Below are 16,281 nucleotides of genomic sequence, written 5' to 3' on the forward strand. Positions count from 1 at the left end.
AGAGGGGGCAGCGCCCCCATTTTGCGGGGTCTCAATCCGGATCGACCTTGCCGCGCATGGCCTTGACCTCGCCGCGTTCCTTCTTGGCCTTGATCCGGCGGTTCTTGGAGCCGAGCGTCGGCTTGGTGGCGATGCGGCGGCGCGGCTTTTCCAGCGCCTTGCGGATCAGCTCGGCGAGGCGCTCGCGGGCGATCTCGCGGTTGCGGGCCTGGCTGCGGGTGTCCTCGACCTGCAGGATCAGCGCGCCATCCTTGCTCCAGCGCCGCCCGGCGAGCCGCTTCAGCCGGGCTTTCACCGGGGCGGGCAGGTTCGGCGAGCGCTCGGCCTCGAACCGCAGTTCGACGGCGGTCGAGACCTTGTTGACGTTCTGCCCGCCGGGGCCGGAGGCGCGGATGAACTGCTCGGTGAGTTCCCAGTCCTCGATGTGTAGGGTGTCGGTGATGCGCAGCATGGGCGGAATTTAGCGCGGCGCCGGGGCGGCGCAAGCAGGTAGCGGTTGCGGCGGATGAGCAAACGGCCCGCGCCGGAGCGGGCACGGGCCATTTCTGAAAGCGGGTCTCGAAAGTGAAATGGGCCACGCGGCCTGTCGCGTGACCCATTCGAGACGTCAAGGAGGCGGGGCCGGTTAGGGCAGCGCCAATTCGGGTTCCTTCACGCCAGGGGCTGCCCTAGCGTACTGCCCTCCGAACTGTCCCAACACCCTTCTCCAATGCTTCTCTAGACACTGGATCACCTCCTTTCAGCTGTTTTGAAAACGCAATTTCAGCGTGCCATGGAAAAGCACATCCGCAAAGCGTTTTTGCAGCTTCAGGCGATTGCCCGCGAGGAAACTGCCTTAGAAACGATCATCCGGAAGGGCGCGAGGGCAAGGATCGCCAGCGACAGCTTCACCAACCAGTCGGCCAGGCCCAGCGAGACCCAGAGCGGCACGACGGGGCCCACGCCGAGCAACGGCAGTGTTTCATTGGCCCAGGACACGTCGTTGCCCGGCTCGAGGAAGCTCAGCGACCCGGCGAAGGCCACCAAGAAGAAAATCGCCGTGTCGAGCGAGCTGCCGACGAGGGTCGAGGCCAGCGGTGCGCGCCACCAGGCGCCGCCCCTCAACCTGTCGAAGATGCTGACGTCCATCATCTGCGCGGCGAGGAAGGCGGCGCCGGACCCGATGGCGACCCGCAGCGTGACCGCGGGATAGGTGTAGCCGTCGCCCTGGAGCATCACCTGCGTGCCGATCAGCGAGCAGATCACCCCGGTGACGAAGCCGGCGAGTACCACCTTGCGCGCGGCCTGCACGCCGTAGAGGCGGTTCATCAGGTCGGTGACGAGGAAGGCGACGGGATAGGTGAAGGCGCCCCAGGTCAGCCATTGACCAAAGAGAATCTGCACGAGGATGTTCGAGGCCAGCACGGTGGCGGCCATGGCAAGGATGCCGGGAAGGTAGGCGCGTGTCATGAGGGTGACCCGTTTTACAAGGTGGCGGGGAACTCGGCCCACCTGACCGGCGGACGGACGGGTCTTTACTGGCTGAGTGCGCGCGGATCAAGCGATTCCGGCAGCTCGTATTCGACCAGCTGGGTTTTCTGGAAGAACTTGAAGTTGTCATCCGAGATCATCGTCAGCCGGATCCGCCCCGGTTCCGGGCTCCAGACCGCCAGACCTTCGAGGTTGTCGTGCTCGAACGGTGTGCTCTCAAGGAGCGTCGCCTCGTTGCGCGGAACGTCGCCCGCGATGTCGAAGCGACGCACGCGGCTGCGGAAGGCGTAGCCGGTGAACTCGCGCTCCAGCAGGTAGAACCGCCCATCCGGCCCGATGTCGGCCCCGACGGCGAGATAGCCGCCGCGCCGCGGCAGGTCGAAGACATGGCTCCAGGTTCCGTTCTCCAGCCGCCAGACCGGGAAGGGCCGGGTGATCTGGCCAGAGCGTTCGGGCAGGGTCAGCAGCCGGCCCCGGTCATCGATGGCCAGCGCCTCCATGCCGGAGTTGTTTTGCAGTTGCGGGTAGAAGGAACCGCGCGGGAGCACGGTTGCGGGCAGGTCGTAGCGCTCCGAGGCGTGGATGCGCGGCGGACCTTCGAAGGAGACGTAGAGACGTCCGTCCGCGCCGATCGCCAGCCCCTCGGCGTCGTCGATGTCGGGGTGGATCCGCGTGCCGGTCTCGTCGAGCAGTTTTTCCACCGGGCTCGCCGCGAGACCGGTGATCCTGCCGGAGGTTGCGGCGCGCGTGAAATGGCCCATGACGATACTGCCGCGATCGCTGATCGCGGTGAACTGCAGGCCGTCGTCGCTGACCTCCAGCCCCGAGAAGCCGCCGAAGCGGTCATGCGAATCGCTCCAGGTATAGGTGCCGATGTAGCGGGCGCTGGCGGTAGCTTCCGGCGATCCGGCGCAGGCCGAGACCGCCAGGAGGCAAGCCAGCCCCGCGACGATCACTGCGCTGCGACGACGGATGCGCATTGCGCCGGAAGGTCTCCCATCACCAGGTCACGCTTGGGCTTGGGCTTGGGCGCGTTCGGGTCGGGCTTCGGAGGGTTGAGGATGTTGTTCACCCAGGCCTGCGCGTCGGCGCAGCCATCGCCCGGCGGCGGCGGCGCCTGGTTGACGCAGGAAGCGTCCCCGCGCGGGCAGTTCAGCCGCACATGGAAGTGGTAGTGATGCCCCCACCAGGGGCGGATCTTGCTCAGCCAGGCGCGATCGCCCTTTTCATCCTTGCACATCTGCACCTTGGCGCCGGGGAAGACGAAGATCCGCGCGACCCGCGGGTCCTGCGCCGCGGCCTTGAGCAAGGCGTGGTGCTGCGGCGTCCATTTGTCGTTCACATAGGCCCCCGAAGCGCGTTGCATCGAGATCGAGGAGATGTCCTCGCGTTGTTGCCGGGTCAGGCTCAGCGTGTCGGTGGGACGCATCCAGATGTCGGCATCGAGCCCCATCTGGTGGCTTGCGTGGCCCGAAGTCATCGGCCCGCCGCGCGGCTGGCTCATGTCGCCGACATAGAGCCCGTTCCAGCCGGGCAGGGCCGCGGCCTTGCGCGACAGGTCCTCTAGAAAGCCGACCAGCTCGGGATGTCCCCAGTTGCGGTTGCGCGACAGGCGCATGGCCTGCCAGGTCGGCCCGGTCTCGGGCAGCTGTCGCGCGCCGGCGACGCAGCCCTTGGAATAGGAGCCGAAGGACGCGGGGGTCATCCGGGCCGAGACGCTCTGGGCCCCGAAGACCTCCTTGGCGTTCTTGGTCGAGATGACGCCGGTGACCTTGGGCAGGGCGTCGGTGCTCGTCACCCGCGGCGCGGGCCGGTCATCGCTGCAGGAGGCCAGCGCAAGCGCGAGCGTGGAGGCCAGGGTGAGGCGGGTCAGGGTGCGGATCATTCTGCTCGATCTCCGTCTGATTTGACCCAGCGTAGCAGACAGAGGCCCAGGACGAAAAGGAAGATGAGCGGCGTGACGCCAATGCGTTGCGATCCGCTGATCGCGGTGACCGCGCCGATGAGAAGAGGGGCAAGGAAGGACGTCGCCTTGCCCGAGAGCGCGTAGAGCCCGAAGGCCTCGGTCATGCGCGCGGGATCGGCCTGGCGCACCATCATGCTGCGCGAGGCGGATTGCAGAACGCCGCCGCAGGCCCCGATCACCACGCCGAAGAGGTAGAAGGCGAGGTCGGGCAGCTTCGAGCCCTCGGAGACCGGCACGCCGAAGACGCTTTGGCGGTCGACGAGCACGATGGCGAGCGCCACCAGCGCAAGCAGCACGACCATCGCGGCGATCACCGGCTTCGGCCCGAGACGGGTGTCAGCCTTGCCGCCGAGCCAGGCGAAAAGCGCGCCGGAGATGATCGCGAGGATGCCGAAGACGCCGGTGTCGACCACCGACCAGCCGAGCACGCCCGCGGCGTAGATCCCGCCAAAGGCGTACATGCCGTTCAGCGCGTCGCGGTAGAACATCGAGGCCGAGAGATAGGCAAAGAGCGACGGGCGGCGCGGCAGGTGGCGCAGCGTATCCTTCAGCTGCGCCAGGCCGCGGCGGATGGCACCCCGCGCAGGGGACGCGGGTCTTGGTTCCTTCACCCACAGGAAGAAGGGAATCATGAAGACCGCGTACCACAGCGCGGTGAGCGGCCCGACGGCGCGGGTGCCCTCGCGCTGGGCGGCGTCGAGCCCGAACACAGGGTCGAGGCCGAGCAAGGTCTTGCCGGTTGCCGCGCTCTCGGCAAAGAGCGCCAGCGTCAGCGCCAGCGAGATCAGCCCGCCGACATAGCCGAAGGCCCAGCCATTGCCCGAGATCCGGCCGATCTGGTCACGCGGGCCAAGGTCCGGCAGCATGGCATTGGTGAAAATCGTGGCGAACTCCATGCCGATCAGGCCGAGCGCGAAGAAGACCAGCGTGGCGGCGAGGCTGAAACTTCCGGGCGCGGCGAACCAGAGCATGGCGGCGCCGATCACGTAGAGCGCCGAGAACAGCCAGATCCAGCGCAGCCGGTGGCCGCCGCTGTCGGCCAGCGCGCCCAGCACCGGGGCCAGCAGCGCGATGACCACGCCCGCCGCCCCGATGCCGAAGCCCCAGGCCGCCTGCGCAGCGCTGCCGTCGCCGACCAGTTCCTTCACGTAGGGCGCGAAGATGAAGGTGATCAGCAGCGTGTTGTAGGGCTGGCTGGCCCAGTCGAAGAAGAACCAGCCCCAGATCCGCCGTCTGAGGCGACCGTCCGACCCGTCGCGTCTGCTGCCCTGCCTCGTCATCTGCCGTCCTGCCCTGCGGTTGCCTGCCGGGCGATAGAACAGACAGCCCCTGTCCAAGGCAAGACGGCACCCGGCCTGCGTGGTGAATTCCCGGCCGGCGCCGTGCCGCCGGGGGAATCAGGCGGCGTCTTCCTCGGCGAGGTGCAGCGGCGCCGGCGCCGGCTCCTGCATCGGCGGCCAGGGGCGCTGCGCCTCGGCCTCGATCCAGCTCCTGACCCAGGCGGGCAGGGGCGGCGAGGCGGTGTCGGCCCCCAGCAGCGCCATCACCCGTTCGGGCAGGATCATCCCGGCCGCCGAGGTCACCGCGACCCGGTAGATCGCGTGGCTGGCGCAGTCGCCATCCGATTTCCACATGCTCTGCTCGATGTAGATGAAGCGCGCGTCCCAGCCGATCACCCGGCTGCGCATCTCGATGCGGTCGAAAAGCTTCACCCGCTTGCGGTAGCGCACCATGGCCCCGGCGACGGCAAAGCCCCAGCGCTCGCGCTTCAGCAGTGCCAGCAGGCCGCTGCGCCGGGCCATCGGCATCCTGCCGAGATCGTAGAGCGTCAGCACCCGGCCATTGTTGAGCTCGGCGAACATGTCGAGATCCCAGGGCCAGCAGACATGGCGTGTGACGCTGACCTCGCCGGGGGCGAGCGGCGGGGCGTTGCGGACGAGGAAGAGTTCCTTGGCGAGGCGCAGAAACGGGTACATGGGCGCTCCTTTCGGAGAGCAAAGGGGTCGCAGGGTGACGCCAGCGTCAACCACGACCTCGCGGCACTCTTGAGGTTTGCCGCGCGGCTGCCTAGGTCTTGGGTCGGTTTTACTCACAAAGGGCGCACCCGCATGCAATCGCTGTTCCAGATCCTGATGCTGATCCTCGACGTGATCTGGTTCATCATCATCGCGCACGTGATCATGAGCTGGCTCATCAACTTCCAGGTGCTGAACCTGCGCCAGCCGCTGGTCGCGCAGATCTGGGACGGGCTGAACCGCCTGCTCGAGCCGATCTATTCCACCATCCGCCGGGTGCTGCCGCCGATGGGCGGCCTCGACCTTGCGCCGCTGGTGACGCTGATCGGCATCTACGCGATCCGCATCATCCTCGCGAACAACGCCGGGTTCTTCTACGGCTACTGACCGGCATGCGCCGCGGCGCGGCCGCGCGCCGCCGAAGGGTGGGGGCTCTGCCCCCGAGGCGCTGCGCGCCTCTCCCCCGAGATATTTGAGCCTAGAAGAAGACACGGAGGGCGGGCGTCCTCCGCTTCTTCTCTTTTCAAATACGCTCTTTGGGTGCCGCGTTACTCGGCGGCGCGGCGCTTGGTCTTGGGCGCGGTGATCGGCAGGTAGTCCTGCGGCTCGCGGTGCTCTTCGAAGTTGAAGACATTGGCGCGGATCTCGGCGCAGCGGTCGAGGTCGACCTCGGCGCAGATCACCTCGTCGCCCGAGGTGCTGGCCTTGGCGACGATCTCGCCGGTGGGCGCGACGATGACGCTGCCGCCGATCAGCACCGAGCCTTCCTCCAGTCCGGCCTTGGCCACCGCGACGCCCCAGGTGCCGTTCTGGTAGCAGCCCGCCATCACCGAGAGCTCATTGTGGAAATACTGCAGGTGGTCATGCTCGGGCGCGGGCGCGAAATGGATCGGGGTATTGTAGCCGAGGCAGACCAGCTCGGCGCCGCCGAGGCCGAGCACCCGCCAGGTCTCGGGCCAGCGGCGGTCGTTGCAGATGCACATGCCAAGCTTTCCGCCGAGCATGTCGAAGACCGGCCAGCCCAGGTCGCCCTTCTCGAAGTAGCGCTTCTCGAGGTGCTGGAAGGGGCGCCACTCTTCGTTCTCCCAGTGGCCGGGGAGGTGGATCTTGCGGTACTTGCCGGCGATCTCGCCGTCGGGGCCGACGAGGATCGCCGTGTTGTAGTGGTGTCCGTCCGGGGTCAGCTCGGCGTAGCCGAGGTGGAAGCCGATCCCGAGCTGTTTCGCCAGCGTGAAGAGCGGCGCGGTGGCGTCGTTGGGCATCTCGGTTTCGAACCACTGATCGAGCTCGGGGCCGGCCTCGATGAACCAGCGCGGGAAGAAGGTGGTGAGGGCAAGTTCCGGGAAGACCACGAGCGCCGCGCCGCGCGCCTTCGCCTCGCGCATCATCGCGCAGAGCCGGGCAACGGCGGAGTTGCGCGGCTCTTCCTTCGCGATGGGACCGAGTTGGGCGGCGGCGACGGTGAACTTGCGGCTCATGGCGGATCCTTTCAGGGAGTTGGTCTGATCTGGTCGGCGGGCGCGCCCACGAGGTCTTCGTAGAGCGCGGGGTCGGTGTCGCCCTCGGTGCCAAAGGTCAGAACGCGGGAGCCAGCGTCGAGGCCGAGCAGGGCGCGCGCCTCGGGGTCGGACATGGCAAGACGCAGCCCGGCAACCCCGGCGACGGCGGACTCGCCCGCGACCAGCGCGGGATCGCCGCCCCGGGGGAAGGCGAGGCGGCGCATGGCCGCGATGGCGGCGGCATCGGTGAGGGCCATGACTGCGTCGCCGTGGTCCTGAAGGATCTCCCAAGCCAGCGCCGAGACCTCGCCACAGGCGAGCCCCGCCATCAGCGTGTCGAGATCGCCATGCACCGCTGTGCGGGCGCCGGTGCGGTAGGAGGCGAGGAAGCAGGCCGCGCGGTCGGGGTCGCAGAGCACGATCTTCGGGCGGTCCGTGCCGTAGCGACGCACGGCCTGCGCGGTGACCGCCGCGGCCATGCCGCCGACACCGGTCTGCAGGAAGATGTGGGTGGGCGGCTGATCCAGCGCGTCAAGCGCCTCGGCGGCCATGATCTCGTAGCCCTGCATCACGTCGCGCGGCACGTCCATGTAGCCGGGATAGGAGGTGTCGGAGACCACGAACCATCCGTTCGCGTTCGCCACTTCCTGGGCCTCGCGCACCGAGTCGTCATAGGTGCCGGGGACGCGGCGGACCTCGGCGCCGAAGGCTTCGATGGCGGATTTGCGCCCCTCGGAGACGGTGGCATGGATGAAGATCACGCAGCCGCAGCCGAAGTTCTGCGCGCCCCAGGCGACCGAGCGGCCGTGGTTGCCGTCGGTGGCGCAGCAGACGGTGATCCCGGCGGCCTCGGGCAGGGCGCGGGAGGTGATCTCCTCCATGCTCACGGTGCGGCCGAGACGGGCGGTGAGTTCCGCCTGCAACAGCCGCGCCACGGCGTAGGCGCCGCCGAGCGCCTTGAAGCTGCCGAGGCCGAAACGGCTGCCCTCGTCCTTGTAGTGGAGGCTCGCCACGCCGGTCTCGGCGGCCAGCGCCGGCAGCGCGACCAGCGGCGTCTCGGCATAGCCGGGCCAGGCGCGGATGGTGTCCGCCGCGGTGGCGAAACCCGCGTCGCTGAGTATGGCGTTCTGGCCCTCGGTCCATTGCGAGCCGGGAACAGCCTGCGCGTTCAGGACCAGGGTGAAGGCTGCGTCCGTGCCTGCGTTGCGGGTAAGTTCCTCGGCCATGATGTCCTTCCGGTGGTCTGCTGTACTGAAGAAGAAAGTTCGGACTATGCAAAGGTCCGCTGCGCCGCTGGAGGCGCCAGCGAAAGCCTGTGCTGAATAATCGGGCAGCTCAAGCGGGGCGTTCGGCTGCGGCGCGGGTCTGGGCTGCTCAGGCGGCGATTTCGCTCAGAAGCCAGTCCCGGAAAGCACCGACCTCGGCGCTTCCTGCGCTGCGCTCCGGCAGGATCAGCGCGTAGCGCTCGCCGGTGTCGAAACGGCGCTGGGCGGCGAGGGCGAGATGGCCGCTGGCGAGGGCGGGGCGGGCGATGATCTCTGGAACGATGCCGACGCCGAGCCCGGCGGTCGCCGCGTCGAGAATCATGTCGAAGTGATCGAAGCGCGCGCCGCGCAGGATGCGGCGGGCGTCTGTGTCGCTGCCGCGGAACCAGTCGAGCCAGAGCGTCGGGCGGGTGGATTGCTGGAGAAGGGGGAGATCCAGAAGCTCGGTGTCGGTGAGTTCCGCCCGGCCCGCGAGCAGGGGCGGGGCGGCGACCACCACCATTTCCTCGCGGGCGACGGTTTCGGCACTCGTGCCGGGAGTTTCATGCTGGCTGCGCATAAGCGCGAGGTCGAAGGGGTCGCGGGCAAACTCCACCGGCTGCAGGCGCGCCGTGAGGTCGAGGGTGATGCCGGGCGCCGACCGGGCAAAGCTCGGCAGGCGCGGAATCAGCCAGGTTCGGGCGAAGCTCGGCAGCACCGCGAGGCGCAGCACGGTCGATTGCCCGCCGAAGGCCATGACCCCCATTGCCGCGCCATCGAGCTCGCCCAGCACCTTCTCGGCCTGCAGCAGAAAGGCCTGTCCCGCAGGGGAGAGCACCAGCCTCTGGCGCACGCGCAGGAAGAGCGCGACGCCGAGCCGGTCTTCCAGGGCGGCGAGCGAGCGCGAGATGGCGCTCTGCGTGAGGTTCAAGCTCTCGGCGGCCATGGTCGTGGTGCCGCGCCGGGCGCAGGCGACGAAGGCTTCAAGTTCGCCGACACTGGGCATGTAGGGTTTGCGCATCCGGGTCTCCTTGGATGTGGAGATTATGATTTTTTGTCATGACATGAGCAAATCAAATCGTTTTCCAGAGGCGCGCGGCATCGCTAGTCTGCGCGCCAAACGCATGATCCCTCCGAAGGAGCCTCCCGATGACCGACCTGTCCCATCTCAAGCCCAAGGAACAGCCCGCGCTTGCCTCGTTCAACTGGGAGGACCCGTTCCTGTTCCGCGAGCAGCTGACCGAGGAAGAGCGGATGATCAGCGACACCGCCCATGCCTTTGCGCAGGAAAAGCTGCTGCCGCGCGTCGAGCACGCCTATCTCGACGAGCACACCGATCCCGAGATCTTCCGCGAGATGGGCGAGCTGGGTCTGCTCGGCTCGACCATCCCCGAGGCCTATGGCGGCATCGGCGCGGGCTACGTGGCCTACGGCCTCGTCGCGCGCGAGGTCGAGCGGGTGGACAGCGGCTACCGGTCGATGATGTCGGTGCAGTCCTCGCTCGTGATGTACCCGATCTACGCCTACGGCTCGGAAGAGCAGCGCATGAAGTACCTGCCGAAGCTCGCCAGCGGCGAGTGGATCGGCTGCTTCGGCCTGACCGAGCCTGACGCGGGCTCGGACCCGGCGGGCATGAAGACCCGCGCGGTGAAGACCGAGGGCGGCTACGTGCTCAAGGGGTCCAAGATGTGGATCTCGAACGCGCCGATCGCCGATGTCTTCGTGGTCTGGGCCAAGTCCGAGGCGCACGGCGGCAAGATTCGCGGCTTCGTTCTGGAGAAGGGCATGAAGGGCCTCAGCGCGCCGAAGATCGGCGGCAAGCTGTCGCTGCGGGCGAGCATCACCGGCGAGATCGTCATGGATGACGTCGAGGTCGGCGAGGATGCGCTGCTGCCCAACGTCGAGGGTCTGAAGGGGCCGTTCGGCTGTCTCAACCGCGCGCGTTACGGCATCGCCTGGGGCGTCATGGGCGCCGCCGAGTTCTGCTGGCACCAGGCGCGCCAATACGGGCTCGACCGCAAGCAGTTCGGCAAGCCGCTGGCCGGCACGCAGCTCTTCCAGAAGAAGCTGGCCGACATGCAGACCGAGATCGCGCTGGGGCTTCAGGTCTGCCTGCGCACCGGGCGGCTGATGGACGAGGGCCGCGCCGCGCCCGAGATGGTCTCGCTGATCAAGCGCAACAACTGCGGCAAGGCGCTGGATATCGCGCGGATGGCCCGCGACATGCACGGCGGCAACGGCATCCAGATCGAATACGGCGTGATGCGCCACGCGGCGAACCTCGAGACGGTGAACACCTACGAGGGCACCCATGACGTGCACGCGCTGATCTTGGGGCGCGCGCAGACCGGCATCCAGGCGTTCTTCTGATGCAGCTTCCCCCCCAGTTGCCTCCCATGCACGGGGTGCGCGTGATCGAGCTCGCGCGCATCCTCGCCGGGCCCTGGGCCGGGCAGGTGCTGGCCGACCTCGGCGCCGAGGTGATCAAGGTCGAGGCCCCCGAGGGCGACGACACCCGCCGCTGGGGGCCGCCCTTCATCGAGCGCGAGGGCGACCGGTCTGCCGCCTATTTCCACGCGACGAACCGCGGCAAGCGCTCGGTGGTCGCGGATTTCCGCACCGCCGAGGGGCAGGCGCTCGTGCGCGAGCTGGTGGCGGATGCCGACGTGGTCATCGAGAACTTCAAGCTTGGCGGGCTCCGCAAGTATGGCCTCGACTACGAGAGCCTGCGCGAGATCAACCCCCGGCTGGTCTATTGCTCGATCACCGGCTTCGGGCAGGACGGCCCCTATGCCGAGCGGGCAGGGTATGACTTCCTGATCCAGGGCATGGCGGGCTGGATGGACCTGACGGGCAGCCCCGAGGGTGAACCGCAGAAGGTCGGCGTGGCCTTTGCCGACATTTTCACCGGGCTTTACTCGGTGATCGGCATCCAGGCGGCGCTGGCGGCGCGCGAGCGCACCGGGCAGGGGCAAGTGGTTGATATGGCGCTGCTCGATTGCGCCGTGGGGGTGCTGGCCAACCAGGGGATGAATTACCTCGCCACTGGCCGCGCCCCCCGGCGGCTGGGCAATGCGCATCCCAATATCGCCCCCTACGAGGTGCTGCCGACCGGCTCGGGTGACCTGATCCTCGCCGTGGGCAATGACGGGCAATTCGCCCGGCTCTGCGACGTGCTGGGGCTGACGCTGGCCGAGGACGCGCGCTTTGCCACCAACGAGGCGCGGGTGGCGCATCGCGAATTGCTGCGCCCTGCCTTGGTCGAGGCATTGGCGCGCTGGGACCGGGGGGAACTGCTGGCGGCCCTGGAGAAGGCCACGGTGCCTGCCGGGCCGATCAACTCGGTCGATCAGGTGTTCGAGAACCCGCAGGTGATCGCGCGGGGGATGAAGGTGGAGGCCGATGGCGTGCCGGGCATCCGCACGCCCATCCGCCTGTCCGAGACGCCGCTGGTCTCGGCGCGGCCCGCGCCGAAGCTGGGACAGGGCTGAGGCCTTAGAGAAACGCTGAGGCTGGAGCGGGTCAGAACCGCTCCAGCAGCCTTTCGAGATAGTCGAGTTCTTCCTGCGGGCGTTCGCCCTCGCCGGTGCGGCGGCGGATCTCGTCGAGCAGCTCGCGGGCGCGGCGGTAGACGTCTTCGCCCTGCAGCATGGTCTCGTCGGTGCCGAGCTGGCCATTGCTGCCGGAGTTCCGGCCCAGGGGGTCGCGCTGCTGACCGGGGTCGCCGCCCTGCGCCATGCCCTGCTGGCCCTGACCCTGCTGCTGTTGCTGCGCCAGCGCCTCGCCGAGGTTGCGCATGCCCTCGCGCAGCGCCTCCATGGCCTGAGATTGCTGGTCCAGCGCCTCGGCGAAATCATCCTGCCGCAGCGCCTCTTCGGCGCCGTCCATTGCCTCGTCGGCGCGGCGCAGCGCGTCGCGCGCGGCCTCTCCGGCCTCGGTGCCTGCACCGGGCAGGTTGCGGCGCTGACGGTTCAGCTCGTCCCGCAGCGCCTGCTGGCGGTCGGCGAGGTTTTCCTCGAGCGTGCCGCCGTCGCCCTGTTGGCCGCCGCCCTGGGCCTGGCCCTGCGACTGACCTTGACCCTGGCCGGGTTGTTCACCGGGCTGACCCTCTCCGGACTGGCCCTGCTGCTGGCCTTGTTGACCCTGCTGGCCCTGCTGACCCTGCTGGCCGGGGTTGAACTGGTCCTGCAACTGGCGGAAGGCCTCGTCCGAAAGCCCCTGCTGGTTGCGCAGCGTCTCGCCCAGGCCTTCCATTGCCTGCTCGCCCGGGGTCTGGCCCTGACCGGGCTGACCCTGGGTGACCTGCATGTTCTCCATCATCTGCTGCAGCTGGCGCAGGGCTTCCTGCGCCTCGGCCATGCGGCCCTGCTCCATCAATTCCTGGATGCGGTCCATCATCCGCTGCAGGTCGTTCTGGCTCATCTCGATCGTGTTCTGATCCTGGGCCATCTGCTGCTGGTTCTGGTCGGGGTTCTGCTGCGCCTGCCGCGACAGCTGGCGCAGGTAGTCGTCGGTGGCCTCGCGCAGCTCCTGCATCAGCTCGGCGATCTCCTGATCCGACGCGCCGTTCTTCATCGCCTCGTTCAGCCGGTCCTGCGCCCGTTGCAGCCGTTCCAGCGCGCTCGACAGGTCGCCCTCTTCCAGCAGCAGTGCCAGATCCCAGAGTGCGGCGGCGATCTCGTCCTGCTGCTCGGGGTTCATGCCCTCGGTGGTGAACCCCTCGAGCCGGCGCTGGATGGTGCGCAGCCGCAGGTAGGGCACCGCCGAGCGGAAGATGTCGTCGGGCCTGTAGCTGACGGCGCGCAGGATCTGCGCCACGTCGCGGGCATTGTCGCGCGACCAGAGCAGCGCGCGACGCTGCTCGATCAGCGCGGCGGCGAGCGGATCGAAGAAGCGGCGGCCGGGCAGGGTGATGACCTGCGGCGCGGCGGCACCCGTCTGGCCCGCCTCGTCGGCGACCTCGAAGGAGATGTGCACCGGCAGGTTGGCCCAGGGGTGGGTCGAGAAATTCTCGATCAGCGTCTCGGTGAACTCGGTGCGGCTGCCGGCGATGGGCATCGGCAGCGGCAGTTCGATCACCGCGCGCGGCTCGGGCTCGGCGGCGAGCCCGTAGCGGCGATCCACCTCGTCGAGCGCCAGCTCGATGCGGGCGGTGCCCGAAACGACGCCGTAGTCGTCGGTGGCGGTGTAGGGGATCTGCGCGTCGCCCTCGTAGCTCGATTCGATCTCGCCCTGCTGCGCCACGGTGGGGCGGGCGTCGGGAATGACGGCAAGCTCCCACGCCCGGCCGCCGGGTCCGTCGATGGTGAGCGTGCCGGATCGGGTGACCTCGAAGTCCTGCGCGGTTTCGGCGGGGGCTCCGGGGTCTGCCGCCGGGTCGGGCGTGCGGCCCGACACGGTCTCGGTCACATTCAGCGCACCGACCTCGCCGTAGAGCCTGAGGGTGACGCGCGCACCTTCTGGCACCTCGAGCGAGGCGGTCGTGATGTCGTTGAGGTAGACCGACGGCAGGCCGGTGTAGGCGGGCGGCTCCATCCAGCCCTCCCAGGTCGGGCCGGAGGCCAGGCTGTCCCCGGTGGGGCCCATGGCGGTGACCGAACGGATTTGCAGGAAAGAGCCGAAGATCAGCGCGACGAAGAGCGCAAGCAGCGCGACGTAGCGCAGCGCATAGGGGTCGGCGCGAGCGACGCGCAGGTCGGGCTGCACCGCGCGGGCCTCGAGCATGCGGGCGCGCATCCGCTCCTGATGGGCCTTCCAGAGGGCCTGCGAGCCGGGGTCGGTGGCGCCGATGGCTGGGGTGTCGAGGGCGGCGAGGATCGGGCTGCCGCGCAGGGTGGAATCGAGGCGCAGCATCGCCTCTTCGCGGCGCGGCCAGCGCATCCGCCGGACGCCGCGCCAGAGCGCCCAGCCGGTGCCGGCGAGCGCCACGACACCTGCGGCCCAGACCCATTCGACGTCCACAAGATCCTGAAGGCCGAGCATCAGCGCGGCCAGCACCACGAAGATCACCGACCAAAGCGGCCAGAAGGCACGCACGAGCCGTTCCACCGCCAAGCCCCAGAGGGTCAGGCGGATCTGCCATCTTACCGGCTTCAGGATGTCGGCGGGCGCGCGGTCCCTTGAGGCCATCGGTGTCTCCTGAGGTCTCTCCTGCGGTCCGGTGGCCGCAGGGAGCCCGTCAGGGACGGGGACTTACAGCCACTCGGGAAGCGTATCGCGGTTTATGATTTCCTCAAAGCTCGGTCTCCGGCGAATGACAGCGAATTGATCGCCATTCACCAGAACTTCGGGGACAAGTGCCCGCGTATTATACTCGGAGGACATGACCGCGCCGTAAGCGCCGGCCGAGCGGAAGGCCACCAGCTCTGACGGGTTGACCTGCGGCATGGTGCGGCCCTTGGCAAAGGTGTCGCCGCTTTCGCAGACCGGACCGACGATGTCGTAGGTGCGCTGCTCGCCGCCCGGAACGGGCTCGATCACCGGGACGATGTCATGGTGCGCATCGTACATGGCAGGGCGGATCAGATCGTTCATCGCCGCGTCGAGGATCAGGAAATCCCGCCCCTCGCCGTGCTTGAGGTAGATCACCTCCGACACCAGGATGCCGGCGTTGCCGGCGATCAGCCGGCCGGGCTCGATCTCGATCTCGCAGCCCAGATCGCCCAGTTCCTCGCGGATCATCTGGCCGTAGTCGGTGGGCAGCGGCGGTGCCTCGTTGCTGCGGGTGTAGGGGATGCCGAGCCCGCCGCCGAGGTCGAGCCGCTCGATCGTGTGACCGTCGACGCGCAGCGCGTGGGTCAGCTCGGCGACCTTGCGATAGGCTAGGCGGAAGGGTTCCAGATCGGTCAGCTGCGAGCCGATGTGCACGTCGATGCCGACCACCTTCAGCCCCGGCAGCTCGGCGGCGCGCGCATAGACCTCGCGGGCGCGGGCGATGGGGATTCCGAACTTGTTCTCGGATTTGCCGGTGGCGATCTTGGCGTGGGTCTTGGCGTCCACGTCGGGGTTCACCCGGATGGTCACCGGGGCGGTGACGCCGAGGGTGACGGCGACCTCCGAGATCACCTCCATCTCGGGCTCGCTCTCGATGTTGAACTGGCGGATGCCACCCTCGAGCGCGGTGCGGATCTCGGTGCGGGTCTTGCCGACGCCGGAGAAGACGATGCGGTCACCCGGCACGCCGGCGGCCTTGGCGCGGGCGTATTCGCCGCCCGAGACCACGTCCATGCCCGCGCCGGCCTTGGCCAGCGTCTTGAGGATCGCCTGGTTGGAGGCGGCCTTCATCGCGTAGCATACAAGGTGCGGACCCCAGCTCAGCGCCTCGTCGAACAGCAGGAAATGCCGCAGCAATGTCGCGGTGGAGTAGACATAGACCGGGCTGCCGACCTGCGAGACGATCTCGGGCAGGGGCACGTCCTCGGCGTGGAGGATGCCGTTGCGATAGAGGAAATGGTCCATGTCGGTCCCCGGTAAACTGCTGCCGCGCTAGGGCTTCAGCGCGGGGATACTGGATAACCCGTGGGAAGGGAACAGGCTGTCGCGCGACCCGCAGCTCGGACAGGACCGCGCCGTTTCAGACCGGCCGCGAGCGGAACCACAGGTAGAGCGGCAGCCCGCAGCTCACCCCGACGAGGAAGGTCGCGGGGATCGCCAGCAGCGCGGCCCAGTTGCGGCGCACGGCAACCTCGGCAAGGATCCAGAGCGTCAGGGTGATGGCGGTGATCGCCAGATCCCAGCTCAGACCGGTGACCGCGTCATTGGCCTGCCAGGCGGCGAAAAGGCCCGTCAGCGACCAGTGGTTGACGGCGAGCCAGCTTGTCAGGTGACCCATCGGATGGATCGTCCCCCAGAGCGCCAGCGCCAGCCACAGGTGGCGCAGGCTCATGGGTAGGCGACACCCATCTTGACTGTGCCGTGGATGCTGACGCCCGGACCCGAGGGCGTCTGCTCGGGCTCGGGGCGCGTCGGCGGGCCGTCGGCGCCACAGGCGGCCAGCATTGCGACAAGGCCGAGGGCCAATGCGCTGCGGATGATCATGGTCGTCCTCATGGTCGTTGCGGGCCCACCATCGCCCAGGAAGCTGGGCG

Annotated in this window: 16 protein-coding genes; 3 read left to right on the forward strand and 13 right to left on the reverse strand. The window is 68.4% G+C overall.

What is annotated here, in order from left to right; genetic code table 11:
- Nucleotides 1–31 precede the first annotated feature (31 nt).
- The 6 genes from arfB to IQ782_RS11850 form a co-directional block, all read right to left on the reverse strand.
- Nucleotides 32–451, reverse strand: coding sequence for an alternative ribosome rescue aminoacyl-tRNA hydrolase ArfB (gene arfB, locus IQ782_RS11825; protein WP_194134852.1), 420 nt, complete (start codon nt 449–451; stop codon nt 32–34).
- Between the two features lie 356 nt (nt 452–807).
- A complete protein-coding gene (locus IQ782_RS11830; protein ID WP_194134853.1) occupies nt 808–1,449 on the reverse strand; it encodes a queuosine precursor transporter in 642 nt (213 codons plus the stop codon).
- Between the two features lie 65 nt (nt 1,450–1,514).
- On the reverse strand, nt 1,515–2,450 hold the full coding sequence (locus IQ782_RS11835; protein ID WP_194134854.1) for an esterase-like activity of phytase family protein: 936 nt from the start codon (nt 2,448–2,450) through the stop codon (nt 1,515–1,517).
- Nucleotides 2,423–3,355 carry a penicillin-insensitive murein endopeptidase gene (gene mepA / locus IQ782_RS11840; protein ID WP_194134855.1) on the reverse strand — a complete coding sequence of 311 codons (933 nt, stop codon included), beginning with the start codon at nt 3,353–3,355 and terminating at the stop codon, nt 2,423–2,425. The genes IQ782_RS11835 and mepA overlap by 28 nt, the downstream gene beginning before the upstream one ends.
- Nucleotides 3,352–4,716: an MFS transporter gene (locus tag IQ782_RS11845; RefSeq protein ID WP_194134856.1), complete on the reverse strand. Its 1,365-nt coding sequence runs from the start codon at nt 4,714–4,716 to the stop codon at nt 3,352–3,354. The genes mepA and IQ782_RS11845 overlap by 4 nt, the downstream gene beginning before the upstream one ends.
- A gap of 117 nt (nt 4,717–4,833) precedes the next feature.
- Nucleotides 4,834–5,412: an acyl-CoA thioesterase gene (locus IQ782_RS11850; protein ID WP_194134857.1), complete on the reverse strand. Its 579-nt coding sequence runs from the start codon at nt 5,410–5,412 to the stop codon at nt 4,834–4,836.
- A 132-nt stretch (nt 5,413–5,544) separates the two neighbouring features.
- On the opposite strand from IQ782_RS11850, the gene IQ782_RS11855 reads away from it, so the two are divergent.
- Nucleotides 5,545–5,838, forward strand: a complete 294-nt coding sequence (locus tag IQ782_RS11855) for a YggT family protein (RefSeq protein WP_095883109.1) — start codon at nt 5,545–5,547, stop codon at nt 5,836–5,838.
- Nucleotides 5,839–5,999: 161 nt separating this feature from the next.
- Here IQ782_RS11855 and IQ782_RS11860 read toward each other — a convergent pair whose 3' ends face one another.
- The 3 genes from IQ782_RS11860 to IQ782_RS11870 form a co-directional block, all read right to left on the reverse strand.
- The gene (locus tag IQ782_RS11860; protein ID WP_194134858.1) at nt 6,000–6,929 is read right to left on the reverse strand and encodes an N-carbamoyl-D-amino-acid hydrolase; all 930 of its coding nucleotides are present in this window, start codon (nt 6,927–6,929) and stop codon (nt 6,000–6,002) included.
- Between the two features lie 11 nt (nt 6,930–6,940).
- Entirely contained in the window at nt 6,941–8,176 is a 1,236-nt protein-coding gene (locus IQ782_RS11865) for a diaminopropionate ammonia-lyase (RefSeq protein WP_194134859.1), read from the reverse strand.
- Between the two features lie 148 nt (nt 8,177–8,324).
- Complete coding sequence (locus tag IQ782_RS11870) at nt 8,325–9,215, reverse strand: LysR substrate-binding domain-containing protein (RefSeq protein WP_194134860.1); 891 nt, start codon at nt 9,213–9,215, stop codon at nt 8,325–8,327.
- A gap of 128 nt (nt 9,216–9,343) precedes the next feature.
- Between IQ782_RS11870 and IQ782_RS11875 the strand changes: the two genes are divergently transcribed.
- Complete coding sequence (locus IQ782_RS11875; protein WP_194134861.1) at nt 9,344–10,564, forward strand: acyl-CoA dehydrogenase; 1,221 nt, start codon at nt 9,344–9,346, stop codon at nt 10,562–10,564.
- A complete protein-coding gene (locus IQ782_RS11880; RefSeq protein ID WP_194134862.1) occupies nt 10,564–11,685 on the forward strand; it encodes a CaiB/BaiF CoA transferase family protein in 1,122 nt (373 codons plus the stop codon). The genes IQ782_RS11875 and IQ782_RS11880 overlap by 1 nt, the downstream gene beginning before the upstream one ends.
- Nucleotides 11,686–11,716: 31 nt before the next feature.
- On the opposite strand, the gene IQ782_RS11885 is transcribed toward IQ782_RS11880, so the two are convergent.
- From IQ782_RS11885 to IQ782_RS11900, 4 genes are all read right to left on the reverse strand, one after another.
- Entirely contained in the window at nt 11,717–14,323 is a 2,607-nt protein-coding gene (locus IQ782_RS11885) for a TIGR02302 family protein (RefSeq protein WP_194134863.1), read from the reverse strand.
- A 63-nt stretch (nt 14,324–14,386) separates the two neighbouring features.
- Nucleotides 14,387–15,652 carry a diaminopimelate decarboxylase gene (gene lysA, locus IQ782_RS11890; protein ID WP_194134864.1) on the reverse strand — a complete coding sequence of 422 codons (1,266 nt, stop codon included), beginning with the start codon at nt 15,650–15,652 and terminating at the stop codon, nt 14,387–14,389.
- A 115-nt stretch (nt 15,653–15,767) separates the two neighbouring features.
- Complete coding sequence (locus IQ782_RS11895) at nt 15,768–16,079, reverse strand: DUF2834 domain-containing protein (protein ID WP_194134865.1); 312 nt, start codon at nt 16,077–16,079, stop codon at nt 15,768–15,770.
- Nucleotides 16,076–16,231, reverse strand: a complete 156-nt coding sequence (locus IQ782_RS11900) for an argininosuccinate lyase (protein WP_240989253.1) — start codon at nt 16,229–16,231, stop codon at nt 16,076–16,078. The genes IQ782_RS11895 and IQ782_RS11900 overlap by 4 nt, the downstream gene beginning before the upstream one ends.
- Nucleotides 16,232–16,281: the final 50 nt, after the last annotated feature.

Source organism: Salipiger mangrovisoli (genome assembly GCF_015223355.1).
Taxonomy (GTDB): Bacteria; Pseudomonadota; Alphaproteobacteria; order Rhodobacterales; family Rhodobacteraceae; genus Salipiger; species Salipiger mangrovisoli.

What these genes read in the sequence shown, in the direction of transcription:
- IQ782_RS11885 (WP_194134863.1), bottom strand. Translation starts at nt 14,323, where the DNA reads ATGGCCTCAAGGGACCGCGCGCCCGCCGACATCCTGAAGCCGGTAAGA.
- IQ782_RS11875 (WP_194134861.1), top strand. Translation starts at nt 9,344, where the DNA reads ATGACCGACCTGTCCCATCTCAAGCCCAAGGAACAGCCCGCGCTTGCC.
- IQ782_RS11865 (WP_194134859.1), bottom strand. Translation starts at nt 8,176, where the DNA reads ATGGCCGAGGAACTTACCCGCAACGCAGGCACGGACGCAGCCTTCACC.
- IQ782_RS11830 (WP_194134853.1), bottom strand. Translation starts at nt 1,449, where the DNA reads ATGACACGCGCCTACCTTCCCGGCATCCTTGCCATGGCCGCCACCGTG.
- IQ782_RS11845 (WP_194134856.1), bottom strand. Translation starts at nt 4,716, where the DNA reads ATGACGAGGCAGGGCAGCAGACGCGACGGGTCGGACGGTCGCCTCAGA.
- arfB (WP_194134852.1), bottom strand. Translation starts at nt 451, where the DNA reads ATGCTGCGCATCACCGACACCCTACACATCGAGGACTGGGAACTCACC.
- IQ782_RS11880 (WP_194134862.1), top strand. Translation starts at nt 10,564, where the DNA reads ATGCAGCTTCCCCCCCAGTTGCCTCCCATGCACGGGGTGCGCGTGATC.
- IQ782_RS11850 (WP_194134857.1), bottom strand. Translation starts at nt 5,412, where the DNA reads ATGTACCCGTTTCTGCGCCTCGCCAAGGAACTCTTCCTCGTCCGCAAC.
- IQ782_RS11860 (WP_194134858.1), bottom strand. Translation starts at nt 6,929, where the DNA reads ATGAGCCGCAAGTTCACCGTCGCCGCCGCCCAACTCGGTCCCATCGCG.
- IQ782_RS11870 (WP_194134860.1), bottom strand. Translation starts at nt 9,215, where the DNA reads ATGCGCAAACCCTACATGCCCAGTGTCGGCGAACTTGAAGCCTTCGTC.
- IQ782_RS11855 (WP_095883109.1), top strand. Translation starts at nt 5,545, where the DNA reads ATGCAATCGCTGTTCCAGATCCTGATGCTGATCCTCGACGTGATCTGG.
- IQ782_RS11835 (WP_194134854.1), bottom strand. Translation starts at nt 2,450, where the DNA reads ATGCGCATCCGTCGTCGCAGCGCAGTGATCGTCGCGGGGCTGGCTTGC.
- IQ782_RS11895 (WP_194134865.1), bottom strand. Translation starts at nt 16,079, where the DNA reads ATGAGCCTGCGCCACCTGTGGCTGGCGCTGGCGCTCTGGGGGACGATC.
- mepA (WP_194134855.1), bottom strand. Translation starts at nt 3,355, where the DNA reads ATGATCCGCACCCTGACCCGCCTCACCCTGGCCTCCACGCTCGCGCTT.
- lysA (WP_194134864.1), bottom strand. Translation starts at nt 15,652, where the DNA reads ATGGACCATTTCCTCTATCGCAACGGCATCCTCCACGCCGAGGACGTG.
- IQ782_RS11900 (WP_240989253.1), bottom strand. Translation starts at nt 16,231, where the DNA reads ATGATCATCCGCAGCGCATTGGCCCTCGGCCTTGTCGCAATGCTGGCC.